This window comes from Actinosynnema sp. NPDC004786 (assembly GCF_053601135.1).
In genome coordinates this window covers 59,744-78,846 of record NZ_JBSGBG010000020.1, presented here as the reverse complement: position 1 = coordinate 78,846, position 19,103 = coordinate 59,744, and the positions used below count along the sequence as shown (strand labels likewise).

Here is a 19,103-nt window from a genome sequence, read left to right as displayed (position 1 = left end):
GGTTGTTGAGATCACGACAGCGGAGCAAGCCCAGCTCGGCAGCTGCGGCTGCTGCACCGGCTGCACCGGCCCCGGCTGCGGCTGCTGCTCGAGCTGCTGACCCATCCCGCCAATCCCGCAACCCCCGACCCCGGCCGCCCCAGCGAGCCGGGGTCCGGGCATCACACCCCCGCACCCCCTTCACCACCCCCGCCGTCCTGATCGTGCGGCCGCCCTGCCCCCACCCCGCCACACAATCCCGCCACCGCAACGCATCCCGGTCCGCGCCGACCTGATCCACGCGCCGTCACGACAACCGGATGCCTTGCCGTCACGGCGCGCCGCGTCGCAATCCACGCCTGGCCCATTCGCCGCCGACCGGCCCCCATCCCGACCGCGACCTCCCGCGCCAAGCCGCCGCAGCCCCGCCTTGCCGGACCCCGCCACGCGCCACGGCCACGGCCGCAGCGACTCGCCCTGCCCGCACCACTACCGCCGCCGCCGCCGACGCGGTGCCGTGCCTCCGACGCGGCCGCGTGACGCGTCGGCTCCGAACCGGATCCCCTCCCGACGCGTCCAGTCCCGACGCGGCCGGTCGCGGGCCGAGGGCTGGCGGTCGGGGCGAGGGTGCCGTCGGCCGGACGGTCCGGCCGGCTGTCGAGTGCCGGCTGTCCGGGGCGGCGGACGGGGTGCGGGCGGTCGGGGGTGGTCGAGGGCTCCGCTGGTTTTCAACCGAGGTGTGGTAACAGTGTTTCCGTACATTTTCGGGCCATGATCACCCGATCGTGTGTGGACACACCCGGCAAAGCGGGCAACCTGGACATCACGGCGGGCACGAGGTGCCGTTGGTCGGCACCTTCGCACTCACCAAGAACTCCTCCGCCGCCTTCGTCGCGCACGCCGACTGGCCGAGCGCGCCGTGCCCCCCACCCTGCCACGCCACCACGACCCCCGCCGGCAGCGCCTGCGCCGCCCGCTCACCGCCCTCCCGAGGCGTGACGGGGTCGGACGCCGTCGTCAGCACGAGCATCGGCGGCGCGCTCGTCAGCTTCGGGGCCTTCACCGCCTGCGGCACGGGGAAGGGGCCGCACGCCAGCAGTTGGCGCGCGAAGTACGCGCCGAACAGCGGGTGCTTGGTGCGCCAGTCCTCCGTCATCCCGGTCACCCGCTCGGGTGGGATGCGGGTCGTCGTGTCGTTGCAGCCGGTGATGAGCCCCGCGTCCAGGCGCGCCGGGTCGTCCTCCCGCCCGACCAGCAGCGGCTCGACGAAGGCGGCCAGCTTGGCGCCGTCGCCGCCCTCCGCGGCCACGATCGCCTCCGCCAGCGCCGGCCACCGGTTCCGGTCGGCCAACCCCGCCAGCACCGCCTCCGCCGCCGTCCCCGGCGTCACGTCGAACACCGCCCCGCGCAACGGCCGGTCCCGCAACGACTCCACCAGCGCCCGGTACCGGTCCGTCGCCCCCGCCCCGAGCGGGCACGCGCGGATCACGCAGTCCTTCTGGAACGCCGAGAACGCCTCCTCGGCCGCCACCGCCCGCGTCTCCGCCACCGCCGCCACGTCCAACGTCGGGTCCGGCGCGCCGTCGAACACCATCCGCCCGATGCGGTCCGGGAACCGGCTCGCGTACAGGGTCAGCACCCGCGCGCCCTCGCCGATCCCGATCGCGTTCAGGTGCGGCACGCCCAACGCCTCGCGCAACTGCTCCAGGTCCGCCGACGCCCGCCACGAGTCCACCGCCGGCAACCGGTTCTCCAGGTCGAGCACGCACTCGCGGCTGGCCAGCGTGTACGCGTCGGCCAGCTCCTCGTGCGACTCCGCGCCCGGGTCGGCCTCCACGATCCCGACCCGCGCCGCGTCCGGCACGCACTGCACCGGGTCCGACTCGCCCGTGCCCCGCCGGTCCACGCCGATCAGCGTGAACGTGCTCAGCACCGACGGGGGCAGGCTCGCCGCCAGCCGCGCCGCCTTCACCGTGCCCGGCTCGCCACCGGCCTCGCCGACCACCACCAACGGGCTGCCGCCGGTGCCCACGCGCAGCAACGACATCCCCAGGCTGCCCCGCCCCGGCCGGCTCGGCACGTCCAGCCGCACGGTCAGCCGCGCGCACTCGTACTCCCAGTCGCCCGCCGGCGCGGCGCCGCGCATCCGCGCCCGCGCGGAATCGGTGCACGTCGACCACGACAGGCCGGGCGTCTCGTAGCTCTCCAACGGCGGCACGTCGCGGGGACCGGAGGGGGTGGCGGCGACCGACGGCTCGCCGCCGTCGCCGTGCACGGCGATCACCGGGCGGGTCGACGGACCCGCGCTGCACGCGGCCAGCGCGCTCAGGGCCACCAGCATCCAAGTGGCGTGACGCCGACGCGGCACGGCGTTCCCCTCGCTCTCTCCCACGGCGTTGGTCTCCCGATGGGTTGGTGCAGAGCCTCACACAGTCCAGGTGAGACTTCGGTGAGCGGGCTGGGGGAGGATGTCGGCGTGGTCACCGTGCACGTCGAGGGCATCCCCGAACGCAGGCTCCGCCGTTCCGCGCCGGTCGCGCTCGCCGCCAGGGCGTTCGGCGCGATCCCCCCACCCGCGCTGGTGCTGCTGGGCGTGATCAGCGTGCAGGTCGGCGCGGCGGTGGCGAAGCAGTTGTTCACCCTCGCGGGGGCCGCGGGCACGGTCACGCTGCGGCTCGTGCTGGCCGCCGTCGTCCTGGTGGTGGTGTGGCGCCCGTCGCTGCGCCTGGACCGGCGGACGTACGCGGTGGTCCTCGGCTACGGGCTGGTGCTCGGCGCGATGAACCTGAGCTTCTACCAGGCGATCAAGCACATCCCGCTGGGCGCGGCGGTCACGATCGAGTTCCTCGGGCCGCTGGCGGTGGCCGTGCTGGGGTCGCGGCGCTGGCTGGACGGGGTGTGGGCGCTGCTCGCGGCGGCCGGCGTGCTGCTGCTGACCAGGGTGGACGGCGGCCTGGCGCTGCCGGGCGTGCTGTTCGCGCTGGGCGCGGCGGTGTGCTGGGCGGGCTACATCCTGCTGACCGCGGCGCTGGGCAGCCGCACGTCCGACGGCAAGGGCCTGGCGCTCGCGATGGTGGTGGGCGCGCTGGTCGCGCTGCCGTTCGGCGTGGCCGAGGCGGGCGCGGTGCTGCTCGACCCGGCGGTGCTGATCGCGGGCGGCGCGGTGGCGCTGTTGTCGTCGGTGATCCCGTACTCGCTGGAGCTGGAGGCGCTGCGCAGCATCCCGCCGCGCGTGTTCGGCATCCTGATGAGCCTGGAGCCCGCGGTCGCGGCGCTGGCCGGGCTGGTGCTGCTGCGCGAGGCGCTGCACCCGGCGCAGTGGGCGGCGGTGTTCTGCGTGGTGCTCGCGTCGGTCGGGGCCACCCGGACCGGGAAACCGGAGGTGTGAGCGCTAGGGCTTGGCGGCGCGGTCGGCCGGCGGTTCGTCGGCGCTGAGCCGCCCGTCCACCAGCTCGCCGCCGCGCTGCTCGAAGAGCGTCGCGTAGGCGGCCGAGTACCTGCGGTAGACGGCCAGCACCTCGCCCTCGACGGCGGCGGCCACGTCGGCGCGGAACTCGTCGCGCAGCCGCCGCATGGTGTTCACCGCGCTGCGCCGCTTCAGGCTGTGCAGGTAGGGCCGGAACGTCACGTTCAACCCGCCGACGACGGCCGCGGTGAGCAGCAGCACCTTGCCCAGCGGTGTCTCCGACGACGTGAAGCCCACCGCGAGCACGGCGGGCACGAAGATCAGCACGACGGTGTAGAACAGCCCCGTGGAGCGGTGCACCACGCGCCACATCGACAGCCGGCGGCAGTCCTGCCGCATGCGGTCGTCGAGTTCCCGGACCAGGACGTCGACCTCAGCCACTTCAGCCACAGCCGACGACGGTACCGACCCGGGCGGTCACGCGGGGCGGACTTCGCCGCGCAGCACCGATTCCACGTCGTAGCGCGCGGGCTGGTCGAGCTGGTCGTAGCGGCACGACGCCGGGTCCCGGTCGGGCCGCCACCGGCGGAACTGGCCGTTGTGGCGCAGCCGGGCGGGCGCGCCGCCCTCGGTCTGCGAGTAGGCGATCTCCAGCACCCGCTCCGGCCGCAGCGGCACCCAGTCGGCGTGCTTGCCGCGCCACCGGTTGATCTCGCCGGGCAGGCGGCGGCCGTCCGGCTCCACCAGCCACGGGTGGTCGTCGGAGGTGATCAGGTCCGCCAGCTCCGCGGCCAGCGCCCGCCGCTCGGCCGCCTTGAACGAGCCCACCACGCCGACGTGGTGCAGCACGCCCGCGTCGTCGTGCAGGCCGAGCAGCAGGGAGCCGACCGCCGTGCCGGGCTCGGTGTCCTTGTGCCAGCGCAGGCCCGCCACCACGCAGTCGGCGGTGCGGGCGTGCTTGACCTTGACCATGGTGCGCTTGCCGGGCGTGTACCACCCGCCGGCCGGCTTGCCGATGACGCCGTCCAGGCCCGCGCCCTCGAACAGCTCGAACCACTGCGCGGCCAGGCCGCCGTCGGTGGTCGCGGGCGTGAGGTAGAGGCCGTCGCCGGGCGTGACCAGGGTTTCCAGCGTCGCCCGGCGCTCGGTGCAGGGCCGCTCCAGCAGCAGGTCGTCGCCCACGGCCAGCACGTCGAACGCCACGAACCCGGCGGGCGTCTGCTCGGCCAGCAGCCGCACGCGGCTCTCCGCCGGGTGGATGCGCTCGGACAGCGCGTCGAAGTCCAGCTTGCCGTCCTTGGCCACCACCAGCTCGCCGTCCACCACGATCCGGGGCGGCAGCGTGCGCCGCAGCGCGGCCTCCGCCTCCGGGAAGTACCGGTTGAGCGGCTTGCCGCTGCGGGACTGGAGGAACACCTCGTCGCCGTCGCGGAACACCAGGCAGCGGTAGCCGTCCCACTTCGGCTCGAACACGAGGTCCGCGCCGGTCGGGATGGTGTCCACCGCGGTGGCCAGCATCGGCTGCACGGGAGGGGTCAACGGGAGCGCCACCCGGCCATCCTGCCTGGTGGCGCGGGCTACCGCACGCGATGGCGCTCCCTCTTGGCCAGATCGAGCCGCACCGCCGTCGGCAGCGCCTCGACGCCGAGCGCGGCCCGCGCGCGGGCCAGCACCCGGTCGTCCAGCTCCCGCCACGCGCGGGCGAGGTCCGCGCCGTGCCGCAGGGTGAGCCGCAGCCGCAACGCGGGCGTGCCCACCACCGCCACCTTCGCCCCGGTCACGCCGGCGACCTGCTCGGCGTCGGCCCGCACCGCCGCCGCGAGCGCCTTGGCGGTGACGACGACGTCGTCCAGCAGCACGTCCGGGTGCCGTTCCGGGCGGATCGCGCGCCACGCCCACCACAGCCCGAGGACCACGGCCAGCACGCCGAGCGCGAGCAGCCCGAGCCGGACGGGCAGCAGGTGGCGGCGCGCCCAGTCGAGCACCACCGGGTCGAGCACCGGCCGGTCCACGGCGAAGCGGTGCAGCACCACGGCCGCGCCGCCGACCAGCAGCGCGAGCGCGCCGAGCACGCCCGCCAACACCCGTTCGACGCGGTTCGAGCGGTTCACGGGCGGTCCTTCGGCGACAGGACGACGACCGACACCTTCGGCCGCGTGGGCAGCGGCAGGTCCGCGACGGCGGCCTCGGCCACCTCCAGCAGCCGGGGCCGCAACGTCGCCTCGTCGTGCGTCCGGCTGGTCGCCCGGACCCGCACCCGGCGCCGCGACGCGGTCACCGACGCGTCGGCCACGCCCTCCTCGGCCCGCACCCGGTGCCCGACCACGCGGGCCAGGGACGCGGGCGTCGTCACCACCCGCACGTCGTCGGCCGGGTCGTCCAACGGCACCTGCGACACCCCCGCCCGCACCGCCAGGAGCAGCAGCACCAGCCCGCCGAGCGCCAGGCCCGCGCCGATCGGCAGCACCGGCCGGTCGGCCCACGACCAGTCCGGCCAGGACGGCGGCGTCAGCCAGGCCGGCCGGTCCGGCCAGGCGGGCCCGGCCCAGTGCCGGGCGACGGCGACGACCACCACCACGCCCGCGGCGGCCAGCGCCAGCCCGAGCAACGGCGACACCACGCGCAGCAGGACCCGCACCTACACCACCCGCGGCCGGGTGTCGGCGCGCAGCGCGGACACCGTCACGGCGACCGAACGGACCCGGTGGCCGGTGATCCGCTCGACCTCCTCGGTGACGCGCCGCCGGACGTCCGCGGCGGCGGCGCGGACCGGCGCCGGGTAGCGCAGCGCCAGCCGCACCACCAGCTCCAGGTCGCGCTCGTCCTCGCCGACCTTCACCGCCGCGCTCGGCTCCGCGCCCGGCACCAGCCGGATCGCGTGCGCGGCCACCTTCCGCACCACGGTCGGGTGAATCTCCAGCGCGCCCCGCGCGTCCTCGGCCCGGGTCACTTGTCGCGGCCCCGGCCGAGCAGGTCGCCCAGGTCGAGCCGCCCGTCGAGGACCCGGCCGACGACCAGCCCGATCACGCCGACGGCCAGGGTCACCAGGAACGCGGTGAACCCGCCGGTCGCGGCCACGCCCAGGACGAGCCCCGCGAGCAGGCCGGTCTGCGTTGCGCTCATGTGCACTCCCACTCCAGGTCGGCCACCACGACGTCCACCGGCGCGGCGCCCGCCACCCCCGCCACCAGCGCCCGCAGCTCCGACACCACCTCGCCGACCGGCCGGTCGGGGCGCAGCACCACGGCCAGCTCCACCCGGTCGCCGACCCGGACCCCGTCCACGCGCCGCCCCGGCAGGTAGGAGGCGATCGCGCCGTCCAGCCGCGCCACGTCCGGGTGGGCCAGCACGGCCGCCTCGACGTCCTCCGCCACGTCCGTCACTCGACCCGCGACCCGGTCGTCGGCTGGTTCTCCTCGTCGTCCTCGGGCAGGTGGATGTCGTTGACCGCGATGTTCACCTCGATGACCTCCAGCCCGGTCATCCGCTCGACCTGCCCGATCACGTTGCGCCGCACGGCCCGCGCGAGGTCCACGATGCTCGCGCCGTACTCCACGATGATGTCCAGGTCGACCGCGGCCTGCTTCTCGCCCACCTCGACGGCCACGCCGGCGGTGCTCGCCGTGCCCGCGCCGGGGATCCGCTCGCGCAGCGCGCCGAACGCCCGCGACACGCCGCCGCCGACGGCGTGCACGCCGGAGATCTCCCGCGCCGCGATGCCCGCGACCTTCTGCACGACCGACGACGCGATCGTGGTCCGGCCCTGCTCGGTGTCGCCGGCCGGGCGCGCGGCGCCGGTGTCCGGCTTGACGGCGGTGTTCTCAGCCACGGCGAAGCCTCCCGAATCGGTGCGTGTCCGTTCGGGTGCGGACCGTATCGGGATCAGGCCGGCGATGTGCTCTGTGTCACCGGATCAGGCGTCACCTTCCGGTACCGCAGGAGGAGCGCGCTCTCGTGGTGCAGCACGGAGTCCAGCGCCAACGACCGCGGCGCCGGCGGCAGCGGCCCGACCGCGATCCGCCCGGCGTCACCGCCCGCGAGCAGCGGCGAGAACGTCACGCACAGCACGTCCACCAGGTCGGCGTCGATCAGCGCGCCGAACACGTGCGGCCCGCCCTCGCAGTCGACCCGGCGCAGCCCGCGCTCGTCCAGCGCCGCCAGCGCGAGGTCCATGGCCACGGTCTCCTCGCCGGCCACGACCACGTCCGCGCCGGCCGCCGCCAGCGCGTCGCGCCGCTCCTTCGGCGCGGCCCGCGTGGTGAGGATGATCGGCGGCACGGAGGTGCCGGTCAGCAGCGGGGACGTCGGCGCGATGGAGCAGCGGCCGGTCACCACCGCGATCGGCGGCACGGGCGCGAGCCCCAGCCTGGCCCGCCGCGACGCGCGCACCTCGCCCGCCTTGACGCCCTGGTAGCCCTCGACCAGGACCGTGCCCGCGCCGACCAGCACCACGTCGCACAGGTCGCGGCCGAGCATGAACACCTTGCGGTCGGCGTCGTTGCCCAGCCCCTCGGACCGGCCGGCCACCGACACCGCACCGTCCACGCTGGACACGAAGTTGACCTGCACCCAGGGCCGGTCCAGGTCCCGGGGGTAGTCGTAGAGCCGCTCCAGCTCGTCGTCGGTGATCTCGCCGTCACGTGGTGGCCACAACATCCGCACCGCCACATCCCAGCACGCCGTTACGATCCGGTCATGTCCGCCCCTCCGCGCCTGTCCGACCGAACCCCGCACGTCGCCGCGGACGAGCTGGTGGACGCGATGGTCCCCCCGCCGCGGTTCGACGGGGTCCGCTTCGACACCTACCTGCCCAACCCGGACGAGCCGAGCCAGGAGGCCGCGGTGCGGGCGTGCCGCGAGTTCGCCGAACGGGTGTCCGAGGGCGGCGGCCGGGGCGTGCTCGGCCGGCTGTTCAGGCGGTCGTCCCGGGACGACGCCAAGCCCGGCCTCTACCTCGACGGCGGCTTCGGCGTCGGCAAGACCCACCTGCTGGCCTCGCTGTGGCACGCCGTGCCCGGCCCGAAGTCCTACGGCACGTTCGTCGAGCTGACCAACCTGGTGGGCGCGCTCGGCTTCGGCGAGACGGTGCGCCGGCTGTCGACGCACCGGCTGCTCGCGATCGACGAGTTCGAGCTGGACGACCCCGGCGACACGATGCTGGTCACCCGCCTGATCAAGGAGCTGACCGCGGCGGGCGTGGCGGTCGCGGCGACGTCGAACACGCTGCCCGACAAGCTCGGCGAGGGCCGGTTCGCCGCCGCGGACTTCCTGCGCGAGATCCAGTCGATGTCGGCGAAGTTCACCGTGGTCCGGGTCGACGGGCCCGACTACCGCCACCGCGGCCTGCCGGACGCCCCGCCGCCGCTGCCCGACGAGGACCTGGTGGCCAAGGCGCAGGGCACGCCGGGCGGCACGCTGGACGACTTCGGCGACCTGTGCGCCGCGCTGGCCCGCATCCACCCGTCCGGCTACGGCCGGCTCGTGGACGGGGTGACCGCGGTGCACCTGCGCCACGTGCGGCCCGCGCCCGACCAGGCGGTGGCGCTGCGGCTCGTCGCGCTCGGCGACCGGCTCTACGACCGGGACATCCCGGTGGCGGTGTCCGGGGAGCCGCTCTCGGAGCTGTTCACGGCCGAGATGCTGCGCGGCGGGTACCGCAAGAAGTACCTCCGGGCGGTATCCCGGCTGGTCGCCCTCTCGCGTTGATCTTACCTGGTCAACCCCTGTGCGGGGGTGGTTTTGCCCGGGGGCCGTCGGGTATCCCTCGGCCGTGATGAGCGAAGCGGAACGCCGCACCCTCAGTGAGATCGAGAGCAGACTCGCGGACGAGGAGCCGGGCCTGGCCTCGGCGCTCGTCGCCGGGAAGCCCCGGCACCCGGTGCTCAACTACGCCATCGTGGCCACCTTCACGGCGTTGGGCGTGATCCTGTTGTTCCTCGGCGCGTTCGGCCCCGCCCTGGCCTCCCTGGGGTTCGGCGCGCTCGTCCTGCTGATGCGGGGCTACACGTGGCGTTGAGCGTGCTCCCGCACGGTCCGCGGCGAGCGGGGCCCACCCGGGCCGTGCGGCTGCCCGCGCACGCCGTCACGGCGTAGCCGTTCCCGCCGGACCCGTCGACCGCCGCGTGCTCATCCGCGGGCGGATCGGGGGTCCGGCGTAATCCGCTGGCCACGGGCGCCGGTCATCGCCCACCATGCGCGGGTGGGATTCCTGGACGCGAACGGCCTCGCCTTCCGCCTGCCCGACGGCCGTGAGCTGTTCCGCGACGTGTCGTTCAAGGTCGGCGCGAACACCGTGGTCGCCCTGGTCGGCGCGAACGGCGTCGGCAAGACCACGCTGCTGCGCATCCTGTCGAACGAGCTGGCGCCCGCCGCGGGCAGCGTCCGCGTGCAGGGCGGGCTGGGCGTGATGCCGCAGTTCGTCGGCTCGGTCCGGGACGACAGCACCGTCCGCGACCTGTTGCTGGCCGCCTCGCCGGCGCCGCTGCGCGACGCCGCCCGCGCGCTGGACGAGGTCGAGCTGCGGCTCATGGAGACCGACGACGAGCCGACCCAGATGCGCTACGCCGACGCGATCACCGCGTGGGGCGAGGTCGGCGGCTACGACGCCGAGGTGCTGTGGGACACGGTGACGGTCGCCGCGCTGGGCGTGCCGTTCGACCGGGCCCGGTTCCGCGAGGTGCGCACCCTGTCCGGCGGCGAGCAGAAGCGGCTGGTCCTGGAAGCGCTGCTGCGCGGGCCGGAGCAGGTGCTGCTGCTGGACGAGCCGGACAACTACCTCGACGTGCCGGGCAAGCGGTGGCTGGAGGACCGGCTGCGCGAGACCGGCAAGGCCGTGCTGCTGGTCAGCCACGACCGGGAGCTGCTCGACGTCGCCGCCACGCACGTCGTCACGGTGGAGGCGCGCACGGCGTGGACGCACGCGGGCTCGTTCGGCACCTGGCACGCCGCCCGCGCCGCCCGGATCGACCGCCTCGCCGAGCTGCACCGGCGCTGGAACGAGGAGCACGACCACCTCAAGGAGCTGGTCCGCACCCTCCAGGTCCAGGCCCGGATCAGCGAGGTGATGGCCGCGAAGTACCGGGTCATGCGGGCGAAGCTGGAGCGGTTCGAGGAGGCCGGGCCGCCGCCCGAGCTGCCGACCGACGAGAAGGTCGCGCCGCGGCTGCGCGGCGGCCGCACCGGCGTGCGGGCCGTCACGTGCCGGAACCTCGAGCTGACCGGCCTGATGAAACCGTTCGACGTGGAGGTGTTCTTCGAGGACAGGGTGGCCGTGCTGGGCTCGAACGGCTCCGGCAAGAGCCACTTCCTGCGGCTGCTCGGCGGCGGCGACGTCGCGCACACCGGCGTGTGCCGGCTCGGCGCGCGAGTCGTGCCCGGCCTGTTCGCGCAGACCCACCAGCACCCGGAGTGGATCGGCCGCACGCTGGTCGACATCCTGTGGCACGGCGAGGACGGCCGCGCGGGCCGCGACCGCGGCGCGGCGATGGCCGTGCTCAGCCGGTACGGGCTCGGCAAGCAGGGCGACCAGCGGTTCGAGACGCTGTCCGGCGGGCAGCAGGCGCGGTTCCAGGTGCTGCTGCTGGAGCTGTCCGGCGCGACGCTGCTGCTGCTGGACGAGCCGACCGACAACCTCGACCTGAACTCGGCCGAGGCGTTGCAGGAGGCGCTGGAGGGGTTCACCGGCACCGTCGTGGCGGTCACCCACGACCGCTGGTTCGCCCGCGGCTTCGACCGGTTCCTGCTGTTCCGCTCCGACGGCGAGGTGGTCGAGGTGGACGAGCCGGTGTGGGACGAGACGCGGGTGAAGCGGGCCAGGTAGGGGCCGGCCGTCGCCGTCGCCGTCGCGTGCGGGCCGGCTACCGGCCGCTCGGCTCCGGTGTCCTGGTGGCCGCGTCGCGGGGCCGTGTCGGCTCGACGCCCTGCTCGAGCAGGTGGGCCGTCTCGCACTCGCGCTCCAGCACCCACGCGCCGTCCTCGCGCCGCCACGACGTGAGCGAGGCGTTGGGCACCGCCGAGTTGCGCGCGAACGCCGCCAGGTCCGGCTCCGGCAGGGCCTCCAGCAGGTAGCGCAGCAGGTGGACCTGCAGCTCGTGCCCGAACAGCAGCACCCGGCGGCCGTCGAGGTCGCGCAGCAGCGACCGCAGCCGCAACGCCACGTCCGCCCACGACTCGCCGCCCGGCGGCCGGTAGTAGAACTTGCCCAGCCGCCGCTCCCGCTCCCGCTCCTCGGGGTGTCGCCGCGCCACGCCGTGCGTGGTCAGCAGGTCCAGCACGCCCAGCTCCCGGTCCCGCAGCCGCTCGTCCACCCGCGCCCGGGGGTGCGTGCCCAGCGCCAGCCGCGCGGTGTCGATCGCCCTCTTGTACGGGGAGCACACCACCAGGTCCGGCCACTGCTCCCGGGGCAGCGCCGCGAACCACCGGCCGAGCGCGCGGCCCTGCCGCAGCCCCTCGCCCGACAGCGGCACGTCCGCGTCGCGCCGCGCCAGGTCGATGACGTCGTGGCCGGCCGACTCCGCGGCCTCCCGCGCCACGTTCCCGGTGCTCTCCCCGTGCCTGATCAGCCCGATCCAGTCCAGCCCAACGGAGTCCACCCGAACCAACTTAGCCCTCCGCCGCCGCCCCGGCACCGCCTGGTGTTCACCCGGACGCGGTACACCCTCCTCGCGGACGCCCACGACCCGGTGGCGGGACGGGTCATTCGCGCTCGGCGGGCAGCCGGCCCGACCCGACCGCGGCGACCAGCTCCTCGTGGTCGGCGCACGTGCGGTCGGCGTAGTCCAGCGCGTAGCGGGCGATCGCGGAGTCCAGCTCCTCGCCGCCCGCGCAGTACCCGGCCAGCAGCCGCGGGTCCAGCGACCGGCTGTGCGCGCGGGCCAGCAGCGCGCCCGCGAGCCGGCCGTAGTCGTCCAGGGCGTCCCGCTTCAGCGTGGTCGCGTCGATCTCGCCCTTGCGGTTGCGGAACTGCCGGACGATGTAGTGCCGCCGGTCGATCGTGGTCCAACCGAGCAGGATGTCGGTCTCCGCCTGCACCAGCCGCGCGCCGTGCACGATCCGCTTGCCCTCGTGCTTGACCGGGCCCGTGCCCAGGAACGGCGCCAGCGCCGACGGCCGCGCCTCCTTCACCTGGAGCACCAGCGCCTCGTCGCCGTTGCCGTGCAGCAGCACGAGGTAGTTGCGCAGGCCCACGCTGCCCGTGCCGACCACGCGGAACGCCACGTCCGACACGCTGTAGCGCATGATCAGGTTGTACCGCGACTCGCGCAACGTGTCCACATAGGACGGCAGCGCGGCGACGACCGACCGCGCCTCCTCCGCGGGGATCCGGGACAGCACGGGCGGGTCCGGCACGAACCGGATGTGCTCGCCCTCGCGGCGCGTCCACTTCGCCGCGACCCGGGCGCTGGTGTTGCGGCGCGCCTTGGCCGCGGCCCTGGCGAAGTCGTCCGACAGGTCGTCCGCCTTGGCCTTGGACAGCACCGACTCGTCGCCGAGCGCGCTCCACGAGTCCAGGAACGGCATCTCCGCCAGCCGCCGGGCCGCGCCGCGGTAGGCGCGCACCGCGTCGGACGCCGCGTCGCGGCAGCCCTTGTCCGACACGCCGCCCTCCCGGCCCGCCAGCACCAGCGACGTCGCCAGCCGCTTGAGGTCCCACTCCCACGGTCCGGGCAGGGTCTCGTCGAAGTCGTTGACGTCCATGACGATCCGCCCCTCGGGCGTGCCGTAGAGGCCGAAGTTCGCGGCGTGCGCGTCGCCGCAGAGCTGCGCCTGGAGCCCGCTGCGCGCCCCGACCGCCAGGTCGCCCGCCATCAGCCCGGCGCTGCCGCGGAAGAACGCGAACGGCGAGGCGAGCATCCGGCCGACCCGCAACGGCACCAGGCCGGGCAGCCGGCCCTCGTTCGAGGCGTGCACGAACTCGACCACGGACGGCCGGTCCGGCGCGAGCGCCAACTCCCGGTGCGCCTCGTGGCCGACCGCGGCCCGCAGCTCCCGACCGCGCGCCACGACCTCCCCGGGCTCGACCCACCGTCCCAGCGCGACGGCCGCCTCGGCCCGCTTGCGTTCACCCATGCGGGTAAGGATGCCTGCCGGACCCCGCCGGATACGTGTCCCGCCACACGTCTGTGACCTGCGTTAACGGTCCGTGGTCAGCACCTCGCCGAGCGCGTCGATGCCGTGGTCCAGCTCCTCCCGCGTGATCACCAGCGGGGGAGCGACGCGCAGCGTCGTGTCGTGCGTCTCCTTGCACAGCACGCCCAGCGCCGCCAGCGCCTCCGACGCCGCGCGCCCGCGCGGACCGCCCGACGCGATCTCCACGCCGGCCCACAGCCCGCGCCCGCGCACCTCGGCCACCCCGCGCCCTACCAGCTCGCCCAGCCGCGCGTGCAGGTGCGCGCCCAGCTCGCGGGACCGCTGCTGGAACTCGCCGGTCGCCAGCAGTCGCACCACGGCCCGGCCGACCGCGCACGCCAGCGGGTTGCCGCCGAACGTCGACCCGTGCTCGCCGGGCCGCAGCACGCCCAGCACCGCGCGGCTGCCCACCACCGCCGACACCGGCACGATCCCGCCGCCCAACGCCTTGCCCAGCGTGTAGAGGTCGGCCCGCACGCCCTCGTGGTCCAGCGCCAGCAGCTCGCCGGTGCGGCCCAGGCCCGACTGGATCTCGTCCGCGATCAGCAGCACGCCGTGCTCGTCGCACAGCGCCCGCACCCCGGCCAGGTAGCCCGCCGGCGGCACGACCACGCCCGCCTCGCCCTGGATCGGCTCCAGCAGCACGGCCGCCGTCCGCTCGGTGATCGCCGCGCGCACCGCGTCCAGCGACCCGTACTCCACGACCGTGAACCCCGGCGTGAACGGCCCGAAGTCGGCCCGCGCGGCGTCGTCGGTGGAGAACGACACGATCGTGGTGGTGCGGCCGTGGAAGTTCGACCCGGCGACCACGATCTCCGCCGCGCCGTCCGGCACGCCCTTCACCCGGTACGCCCACTTGCGGGCGACCTTGATCGCCGACTCGACCGCCTCCGCGCCGGAGTTCATCGCGAGCACCATCTCGGTGCCGGTCAGCTCCGCCAGCTCGCGGCAGAACGGGCCGAACTGGTCGTGGTGGAACGCGCGGCTGGTCAGCGTGAGCCGGCCGAGCTGCCCGACCGCGGCGGCCACCAGGTCCGGGTGGCGGTGCCCGAAGTTCAGCGACGAGTAGCCGGACAGGAAGTCGAGGTACCGGCGGCCCTCGACGTCGGTCACCCACGCGCCCTCGCCGTGCGACAGCACGACCGGCAGCGGGTGGTAGTTGTGCGTGCTCCATTCGTCGTCGAGCGCGATGAACTGATCGGACGTCGGGGCGTGCCCGGCGGGGAACGAAGCGAGGGCGGTCATGTCACCAGGCTAAGGGGCTCCTGCCGGCGATTTCATCCGTCAGGCATTGCGTGTCCGGCATGTTCGTTGCGCAATCGGGCGGTTTCGCGGCGATCCGTTGTGGCGGCGCCATGGTCCCGGGCGGGGCGTTACCCTCCGACGATGGCCGAGAAGTCCCCGCGGGTCCAGTCGGTGTCGGACGCCTTTCGGGTGGACCCCGAGTCCTTCGACCTCGCCGGGGTCGACCCGGCCGCGACGCCGGTCGGGCCGCGCTCGAAGGCCGCGGCGGCGCGGGACCTGGCGGTGGTCGGCGAGGAGCTGGACCGCCTCCAGGAGGCGTTGTACGCGGAGGGCGTGGGCGGCGGCACGCGGCGGGTGCTGCTCGTGCTCCAGGGCATGGACACCTCCGGCAAGGGCGGCACGATCCGGCACGTCGCGGGCCTGGTCAACCCGCAGGGCCTGCGCATCGCCTCGTTCAAGAAGCCCACCCGGGCCGAGCTGCGGCACGACTTCCTGTGGCGGATCCGCCGCCAGGTGCCCCCGCCCGGCCACATCGGCGTGTTCGACCGCTCGCACTACGAGGACGTGCTGGTCGCGCGGGTGGACAACCTCGTGCCGGCGACCGAGTGGCAGCGGCGGTACCGGCGGATCAACGCGTTCGAGCGGGAGCTGGCCGACGAGGGCGTGACGATCGTCAAGTGCTTCCTGCACATCTCCCCGGAACGGCAGCGCGACCGGCTCATCGCCCGCCTGGAGGACCCGCTCAAGCGCTGGAAGTACAACCCCGCCGACCTGGACGCGCGGGGCAAGTTCTCCCGCTACCAGGTCGCCTACCGGGACGCCCTGGTGAAGTGCTCGACCCCGGCCGCGCCCTGGTTCGCCGTGCCCTCGGACCGCAAGTGGTACCGCAACTGGGTGGTGGCGAGGCTGCTGCTGGAGGCGCTGCGCGGCCTCGCGCCCGCCTACCCGCAACCCTCGTACGATCCGGCGGTCGAGTTGGCACGGCTCCGCGACGCCGACCCGTTGCGCTAGACGCAATTAACGTTGCGCCTCTTGCTTGACCGCCGTGGTCCAGGCCACTGTGGGACCGCCGCGGGCGGGTCGAGCGGAGGTTCGGTGTGGTTGTGGACAGGCGGCGGTTCCTGGGAGCCGTTGGCGTGGGAACGGGGATGCTGATGACCGAGGGTGTCGGCCGGGCGGACGGGCCCGGAGCCGAGGACGACCGCGACCGGGCGGAGGTCCGCGCCTACCTGGGCACCTACACGTCCTGGCCGGGCGGTGGCACGGGCCTCGGGCTCGCCGCCTACGACCCGGCCACGGGCGCGCTGCGCGTCACCGGCGTCGTGCCGGACGTGCCGAACCCGTCGTTCGTGATCGACGCCGGGCGGCGGGTCTACACCGTCAACGAACAGGCCGACGGCGAGGTGACCGCGCTGGCCGTCGGCCCCGACGGCGTGCCGAAGGTCATCGGCAGCCGGAGCACCGGCGGCGCGGACCCGTGCCACCTGGCGCTGCACCGCGGGTTCCTGCTGTCGGCCAACTACGGCTCCGGCAGCGTGGCCGTGCACCCCGTGCTGCCCGACGGCGGCCTCGGCGACCGCACGGACCTGGTCGCGCACCGCGGCGCGGGCCCCGACCCGGACCGGCAGGAGGGCCCGCACGCGCACCAGGTGCTGCCCGACCCGACCGGCGCGTTCGTGCTGGCCGTCGACCTCGGCACGGACTCCGTGCACACCTACCGGCTCACCGACGCGGGCCGGCTCACCCCGGCGGGCGTCGCCCGCCTGCACCCCGGCGCGGGCCCCCGTCACCTCGCGTTCCACCCGTCCGGGAAGTACGCCTACATCGCCAACGAACTGGACTCCACGATCGTGGTCGCGACCTACGACCGGGGCGTCCTCACCCCCGGCCCCAAGGTGTCCACCCTGCCGCCCGGCGCGCCGACCACGCCCCGCAACCACCCGGCCGAGATCCTCCTGTCCCGCGACGGCCGGTTCGCCTACCTGTCCAACCGGGGCCACGACAGCGTGGCCGTGTTCGCCGTCGAGCGCGGCGGCGCGGCGTTGCGCCTGGTCGAGACCACCCCCGTGGGCGGGAAGTTCCCCCGGCACCTCGCGCTCGCGCCGGACGGCCGGTTCCTGCTCGCGGCCAACCAGAACTCCGACTCCGTCACCACGTTCGCGGTCGACCGGACCACCGGGAAGCTGCGGCGCACGAGCACGTCCGCCGCGCCCGTCCCGGTGTGCGTCGCCCTGACGAGGTAACACCCGACGGGCTGACTTTCGGCCGCCGGGACCGTCCACAGTGGTACGACGACCGCATGAAGATGATCGCGATCGCGTTGCTGATGGCCCTGGCCCCGGCCCCGGTCGCGCCGGAGCTCGTCGCGTTGGGTGACTCCTACGCGGCGGGCCTCGGCGCGGGCGACGAGTCCTCCGACGAGTGCCGGCGCAGCCCGCACGCCTACCCCGTGCTGTGGGCGGAACGACACGACGCGTCGCTGGTGTTCGCCGCCTGCTCCGGCGCCGTCACCACCGACGTCGTCCGCCAGGCCGAGCGCATCACGCCCGCCACCACCCTGGTCACCATCACGGTGGGCGGCAACGACGCCGGGTTCGGCGAGGTGATGACCAAGTGCACCCTGAGCACCGACGACGAGTGCGTGCGCCGGGTCGACCAGGCCGAGGGCTTCATCCGCGGCGAGCTGCCCGGCCGCCTGGACGCGGTGTACGGCGCGGTGCGCGAACGCACCTCGGCCGACGTCGTCGTGCTCGGCTACCCGCGGATCTTCTCCTTCGAGACGCTGTGCCTGATGACCAGCGCCAAGCGGAAGGCGATCAACCGGGCCGCCGACGTGATGTCCGAGGTGATCGCCGACCGAGCGAAGGCCGCCGGCTTCGAGTACGGCGACGTCCGCGGCGTGTTCGAAGGCCACGGCGTGTGCGCCCAACGCCCGTGGATCAACGGCGTCGTCCTGTCCGCCACCGACCGCTCCTACCACCCGAACCGCGACGGCCAGGAATCCGGCTACCTCCGCACCCTGGACAGCGCCACCAACACCCAAGCCACCTGACCCACCCTGGCCAGGCACCTCACTGACTCCGACCGCTTCGCGCACGGCTCCCGCCCCGCGAGGCCAGGCGACCTCGCCGCCGTCTGCGGAGCAGCGGCAAAATGACGCGGTGAGTTCACCCACCGGGCTGCGCCAGGTCGCGGCCACCCGCTACGTCACGCCCTTCCGGGAGGGCGGCTCCCTACCCGGGCTCGTCGAGGCCGACGACCTCGGCATGTACGTGCTCAAGTTCCGCGGCGCGGGCCAGGGCGTGAAGGCGCTGATCGCCGAGATCGTGGTCGGCGAACTGGCCCGCCGCCTCGGCTTCCGCGTGCCCGAGATCGTGCTGGTCGAGCTGGACCCGGAGCTGGGCCGGGCCGAGCCCGACCAGGAGGTGCAGGAGCTGCTCAAGGCCAGCGGCGGGCTCAACCTGGGCCTCGACTACCTGCCCGGCTCGTTCGACTACAACCCGGTCGTGCGCGAGCCGTCCGCCGAGACCGCGACCCGGCTGCTGTGGCTGGACGCGCTCACGCTGAACGTCGACCGGAGCTGGCGCAACCCGAACACGCTGCTGTGGCACCGCGAGCTGTGGCTGATCGACCACGGCGCCTCCCTGTACTTCCACCACTCCTGGCGGCCGGAGCGGTTCCCGGCGGCGACCTACCGGTTCGACGCGGCCGACCACCTGATGCTGCCGTTCGCGGGCGACCTCGCCGAGGTCGACGCCGAGCTGTCCGCCCGCGTCACGCCCGAACTGGTGCGCGAGGTGCTGGCGCTGGTGCCGGACCCGTGGCTGGCGCAGGACGAGGCGTTCGCCACACCCGAGGCCGTGCGCGAGGCGTACGAGTCGTTCTTCACCGCCCGCCTGGCCGCGCCGCGGACCTGGGTCGACGCTCTGGAGGCCGCCCGTGCCGCACGTGTTTGAGTACGCGCTGCTGCGCGCCGTGCCGCGGCAGGAACGCGGCGAGTTCGTCAACGTCGGGGTGCTCGTCTACTGCAAGGACCTGGACTTCCTCGGCGCCCGCGTGCACGTGGACGAGCGCCGCGTGCTGGCCCTCGACCCGTTCCTGGACGTCGAGGTGCTGCGCGCCCACCTGGAGCACCTGGGGCTGTCGTGCGACGGCGCGCCCAAGGCCGGTCCGGTGTCCCGCACGTCGGCCGGGCAGCGGTTCCGCTGGCTCACCGCGCCGCGCAGCACGATCATCCAGACCTCGCCCGCGCACACCGGTCTCACCGACGACCCGCGGGCCGAGCTGGACCGCCTGCTCGCCGCACTCGTGCTGCCGCCCGACCACTAAGGTGGCAACCTCTCGC

22 protein-coding genes are annotated in these 19,103 nt (G+C 74.6%); 9 read left to right on the top strand and 13 right to left on the bottom strand.

Going from position 1 to position 19,103, the window contains the following annotated elements:
- Positions 1–802: 802 nt before the first annotated feature.
- Positions 803–2,320: an alpha/beta hydrolase gene (locus tag ACWEFJ_RS19805; protein WP_449714609.1), complete on the bottom strand. Its 1,518-nt coding sequence runs from the start codon at positions 2,318–2,320 to the stop codon at positions 803–805.
- Positions 2,321–2,479: 159 nt separating this feature from the next.
- On the opposite strand from ACWEFJ_RS19805, the gene ACWEFJ_RS19800 reads away from it, so the two are divergent.
- Positions 2,480–3,367 carry an EamA family transporter gene (locus ACWEFJ_RS19800; protein WP_378085408.1) on the top strand — a complete coding sequence of 296 codons (888 nt, stop codon included), beginning with the start codon at positions 2,480–2,482 and terminating at the stop codon, positions 3,365–3,367.
- Positions 3,368–3,370: 3 nt separating this feature from the next.
- On the opposite strand, the gene ACWEFJ_RS19795 is transcribed toward ACWEFJ_RS19800, so the two are convergent.
- Genes ACWEFJ_RS19795 through ACWEFJ_RS19755 form a run of 9 tightly spaced genes read right to left on the bottom strand, consistent with a single transcriptional unit; the run spans position 3,371 to position 8,041 of the window.
- The gene (locus ACWEFJ_RS19795; protein WP_378085351.1) at positions 3,371–3,835 is read right to left on the bottom strand and encodes a hypothetical protein; all 465 of its coding nucleotides are present in this window, start codon (positions 3,833–3,835) and stop codon (positions 3,371–3,373) included.
- A gap of 27 nt (positions 3,836–3,862) precedes the next feature.
- The gene (locus ACWEFJ_RS19790; protein WP_378085352.1) at positions 3,863–4,936 is read right to left on the bottom strand and encodes an ATP-dependent DNA ligase; all 1,074 of its coding nucleotides are present in this window, start codon (positions 4,934–4,936) and stop codon (positions 3,863–3,865) included.
- Between the two features lie 26 nt (positions 4,937–4,962).
- Positions 4,963–5,496, bottom strand: a complete 534-nt coding sequence (locus ACWEFJ_RS19785; protein ID WP_449714608.1) for an alkaline shock response membrane anchor protein AmaP — start codon at positions 5,494–5,496, stop codon at positions 4,963–4,965.
- Positions 5,493–6,023, bottom strand: coding sequence for a DUF6286 domain-containing protein (locus ACWEFJ_RS19780; protein ID WP_378085356.1), 531 nt, complete (start codon positions 6,021–6,023; stop codon positions 5,493–5,495). Before ACWEFJ_RS19780 ends, ACWEFJ_RS19785 begins: the two co-directional genes overlap by 4 nt.
- Positions 6,024–6,335, bottom strand: coding sequence for an Asp23/Gls24 family envelope stress response protein (locus ACWEFJ_RS19775; protein ID WP_378085358.1), 312 nt, complete (start codon positions 6,333–6,335; stop codon positions 6,024–6,026).
- On the bottom strand, positions 6,332–6,508 hold the full coding sequence (locus tag ACWEFJ_RS19770) for a hypothetical protein (RefSeq protein WP_378085360.1): 177 nt from the start codon (positions 6,506–6,508) through the stop codon (positions 6,332–6,334). Before ACWEFJ_RS19770 ends, ACWEFJ_RS19775 begins: the two co-directional genes overlap by 4 nt.
- Positions 6,505–6,759, bottom strand: coding sequence for a hypothetical protein (locus ACWEFJ_RS19765; protein ID WP_378085362.1), 255 nt, complete (start codon positions 6,757–6,759; stop codon positions 6,505–6,507). Before ACWEFJ_RS19765 ends, ACWEFJ_RS19770 begins: the two co-directional genes overlap by 4 nt.
- A 5-nt stretch (positions 6,760–6,764) precedes the next feature.
- The gene (locus ACWEFJ_RS19760) at positions 6,765–7,214 is read right to left on the bottom strand and encodes an Asp23/Gls24 family envelope stress response protein (protein WP_378085364.1); all 450 of its coding nucleotides are present in this window, start codon (positions 7,212–7,214) and stop codon (positions 6,765–6,767) included.
- Between the two features lie 53 nt (positions 7,215–7,267).
- Positions 7,268–8,041: a pyrimidine reductase family protein gene (locus tag ACWEFJ_RS19755; protein ID WP_378085410.1), complete on the bottom strand. Its 774-nt coding sequence runs from the start codon at positions 8,039–8,041 to the stop codon at positions 7,268–7,270.
- A gap of 39 nt (positions 8,042–8,080) precedes the next feature.
- On the opposite strand from ACWEFJ_RS19755, the gene zapE reads away from it, so the two are divergent.
- From zapE to ACWEFJ_RS19740, 3 genes are all read left to right on the top strand, one after another.
- Positions 8,081–9,091, top strand: coding sequence for a cell division protein ZapE (zapE, locus tag ACWEFJ_RS19750; protein ID WP_378085366.1), 1,011 nt, complete (start codon positions 8,081–8,083; stop codon positions 9,089–9,091).
- A gap of 67 nt (positions 9,092–9,158) precedes the next feature.
- Positions 9,159–9,401, top strand: a complete 243-nt coding sequence (locus ACWEFJ_RS19745; RefSeq protein WP_449714607.1) for a DUF3040 domain-containing protein — start codon at positions 9,159–9,161, stop codon at positions 9,399–9,401.
- A gap of 183 nt (positions 9,402–9,584) precedes the next feature.
- Positions 9,585–11,204 carry an ABC-F family ATP-binding cassette domain-containing protein gene (locus tag ACWEFJ_RS19740; protein WP_449714606.1) on the top strand — a complete coding sequence of 540 codons (1,620 nt, stop codon included), beginning with the start codon at positions 9,585–9,587 and terminating at the stop codon, positions 11,202–11,204.
- A gap of 37 nt (positions 11,205–11,241) precedes the next feature.
- On the opposite strand, the gene ACWEFJ_RS19735 is transcribed toward ACWEFJ_RS19740, so the two are convergent.
- The 3 genes from ACWEFJ_RS19735 to rocD form a co-directional block, all read right to left on the bottom strand.
- Positions 11,242–11,976, bottom strand: a complete 735-nt coding sequence (locus tag ACWEFJ_RS19735; protein ID WP_378085372.1) for a histidine phosphatase family protein — start codon at positions 11,974–11,976, stop codon at positions 11,242–11,244.
- 103 nt (positions 11,977–12,079) lie between these two features.
- A complete protein-coding gene (locus ACWEFJ_RS19730) occupies positions 12,080–13,453 on the bottom strand; it encodes a DUF2252 domain-containing protein (RefSeq protein ID WP_449714605.1) in 1,374 nt (457 codons plus the stop codon).
- 63 nt (positions 13,454–13,516) lie between these two features.
- Positions 13,517–14,758: an ornithine--oxo-acid transaminase gene (gene rocD, locus ACWEFJ_RS19725; RefSeq protein WP_449714604.1), complete on the bottom strand. Its 1,242-nt coding sequence runs from the start codon at positions 14,756–14,758 to the stop codon at positions 13,517–13,519.
- Positions 14,759–14,899: 141 nt separating this feature from the next.
- Here rocD and ACWEFJ_RS19720 point away from each other — a divergent pair, with 141 nt between their 5' ends.
- The 5 genes from ACWEFJ_RS19720 to ACWEFJ_RS19700 all read left to right on the top strand — a co-directional run bounded on the left by ACWEFJ_RS19720 (position 14,900) and on the right by ACWEFJ_RS19700 (position 19,087).
- Positions 14,900–15,769 carry a PPK2 family polyphosphate kinase gene (locus tag ACWEFJ_RS19720; RefSeq protein WP_449714603.1) on the top strand — a complete coding sequence of 290 codons (870 nt, stop codon included), beginning with the start codon at positions 14,900–14,902 and terminating at the stop codon, positions 15,767–15,769.
- Between the two features lie 143 nt (positions 15,770–15,912).
- On the top strand, positions 15,913–17,001 hold the full coding sequence (locus ACWEFJ_RS19715) for a lactonase family protein (RefSeq protein ID WP_449714602.1): 1,089 nt from the start codon (positions 15,913–15,915) through the stop codon (positions 16,999–17,001).
- Between the two features lie 56 nt (positions 17,002–17,057).
- Positions 17,058–17,810 (top strand): SGNH/GDSL hydrolase family protein, encoded by a 753-nt coding sequence (locus ACWEFJ_RS19710; RefSeq protein ID WP_378085383.1) that lies wholly within the window; start codon positions 17,058–17,060, stop codon positions 17,808–17,810.
- A 109-nt stretch (positions 17,811–17,919) separates the two neighbouring features.
- Entirely contained in the window at positions 17,920–18,714 is a 795-nt protein-coding gene (locus tag ACWEFJ_RS19705) for a HipA family kinase (RefSeq protein WP_449714601.1), read from the top strand.
- Positions 18,698–19,087 carry a DUF3037 domain-containing protein gene (locus tag ACWEFJ_RS19700; RefSeq protein WP_378085387.1) on the top strand — a complete coding sequence of 130 codons (390 nt, stop codon included), beginning with the start codon at positions 18,698–18,700 and terminating at the stop codon, positions 19,085–19,087. The genes ACWEFJ_RS19705 and ACWEFJ_RS19700 overlap by 17 nt, the downstream gene beginning before the upstream one ends.
- Positions 19,088–19,103: the final 16 nt, after the last annotated feature.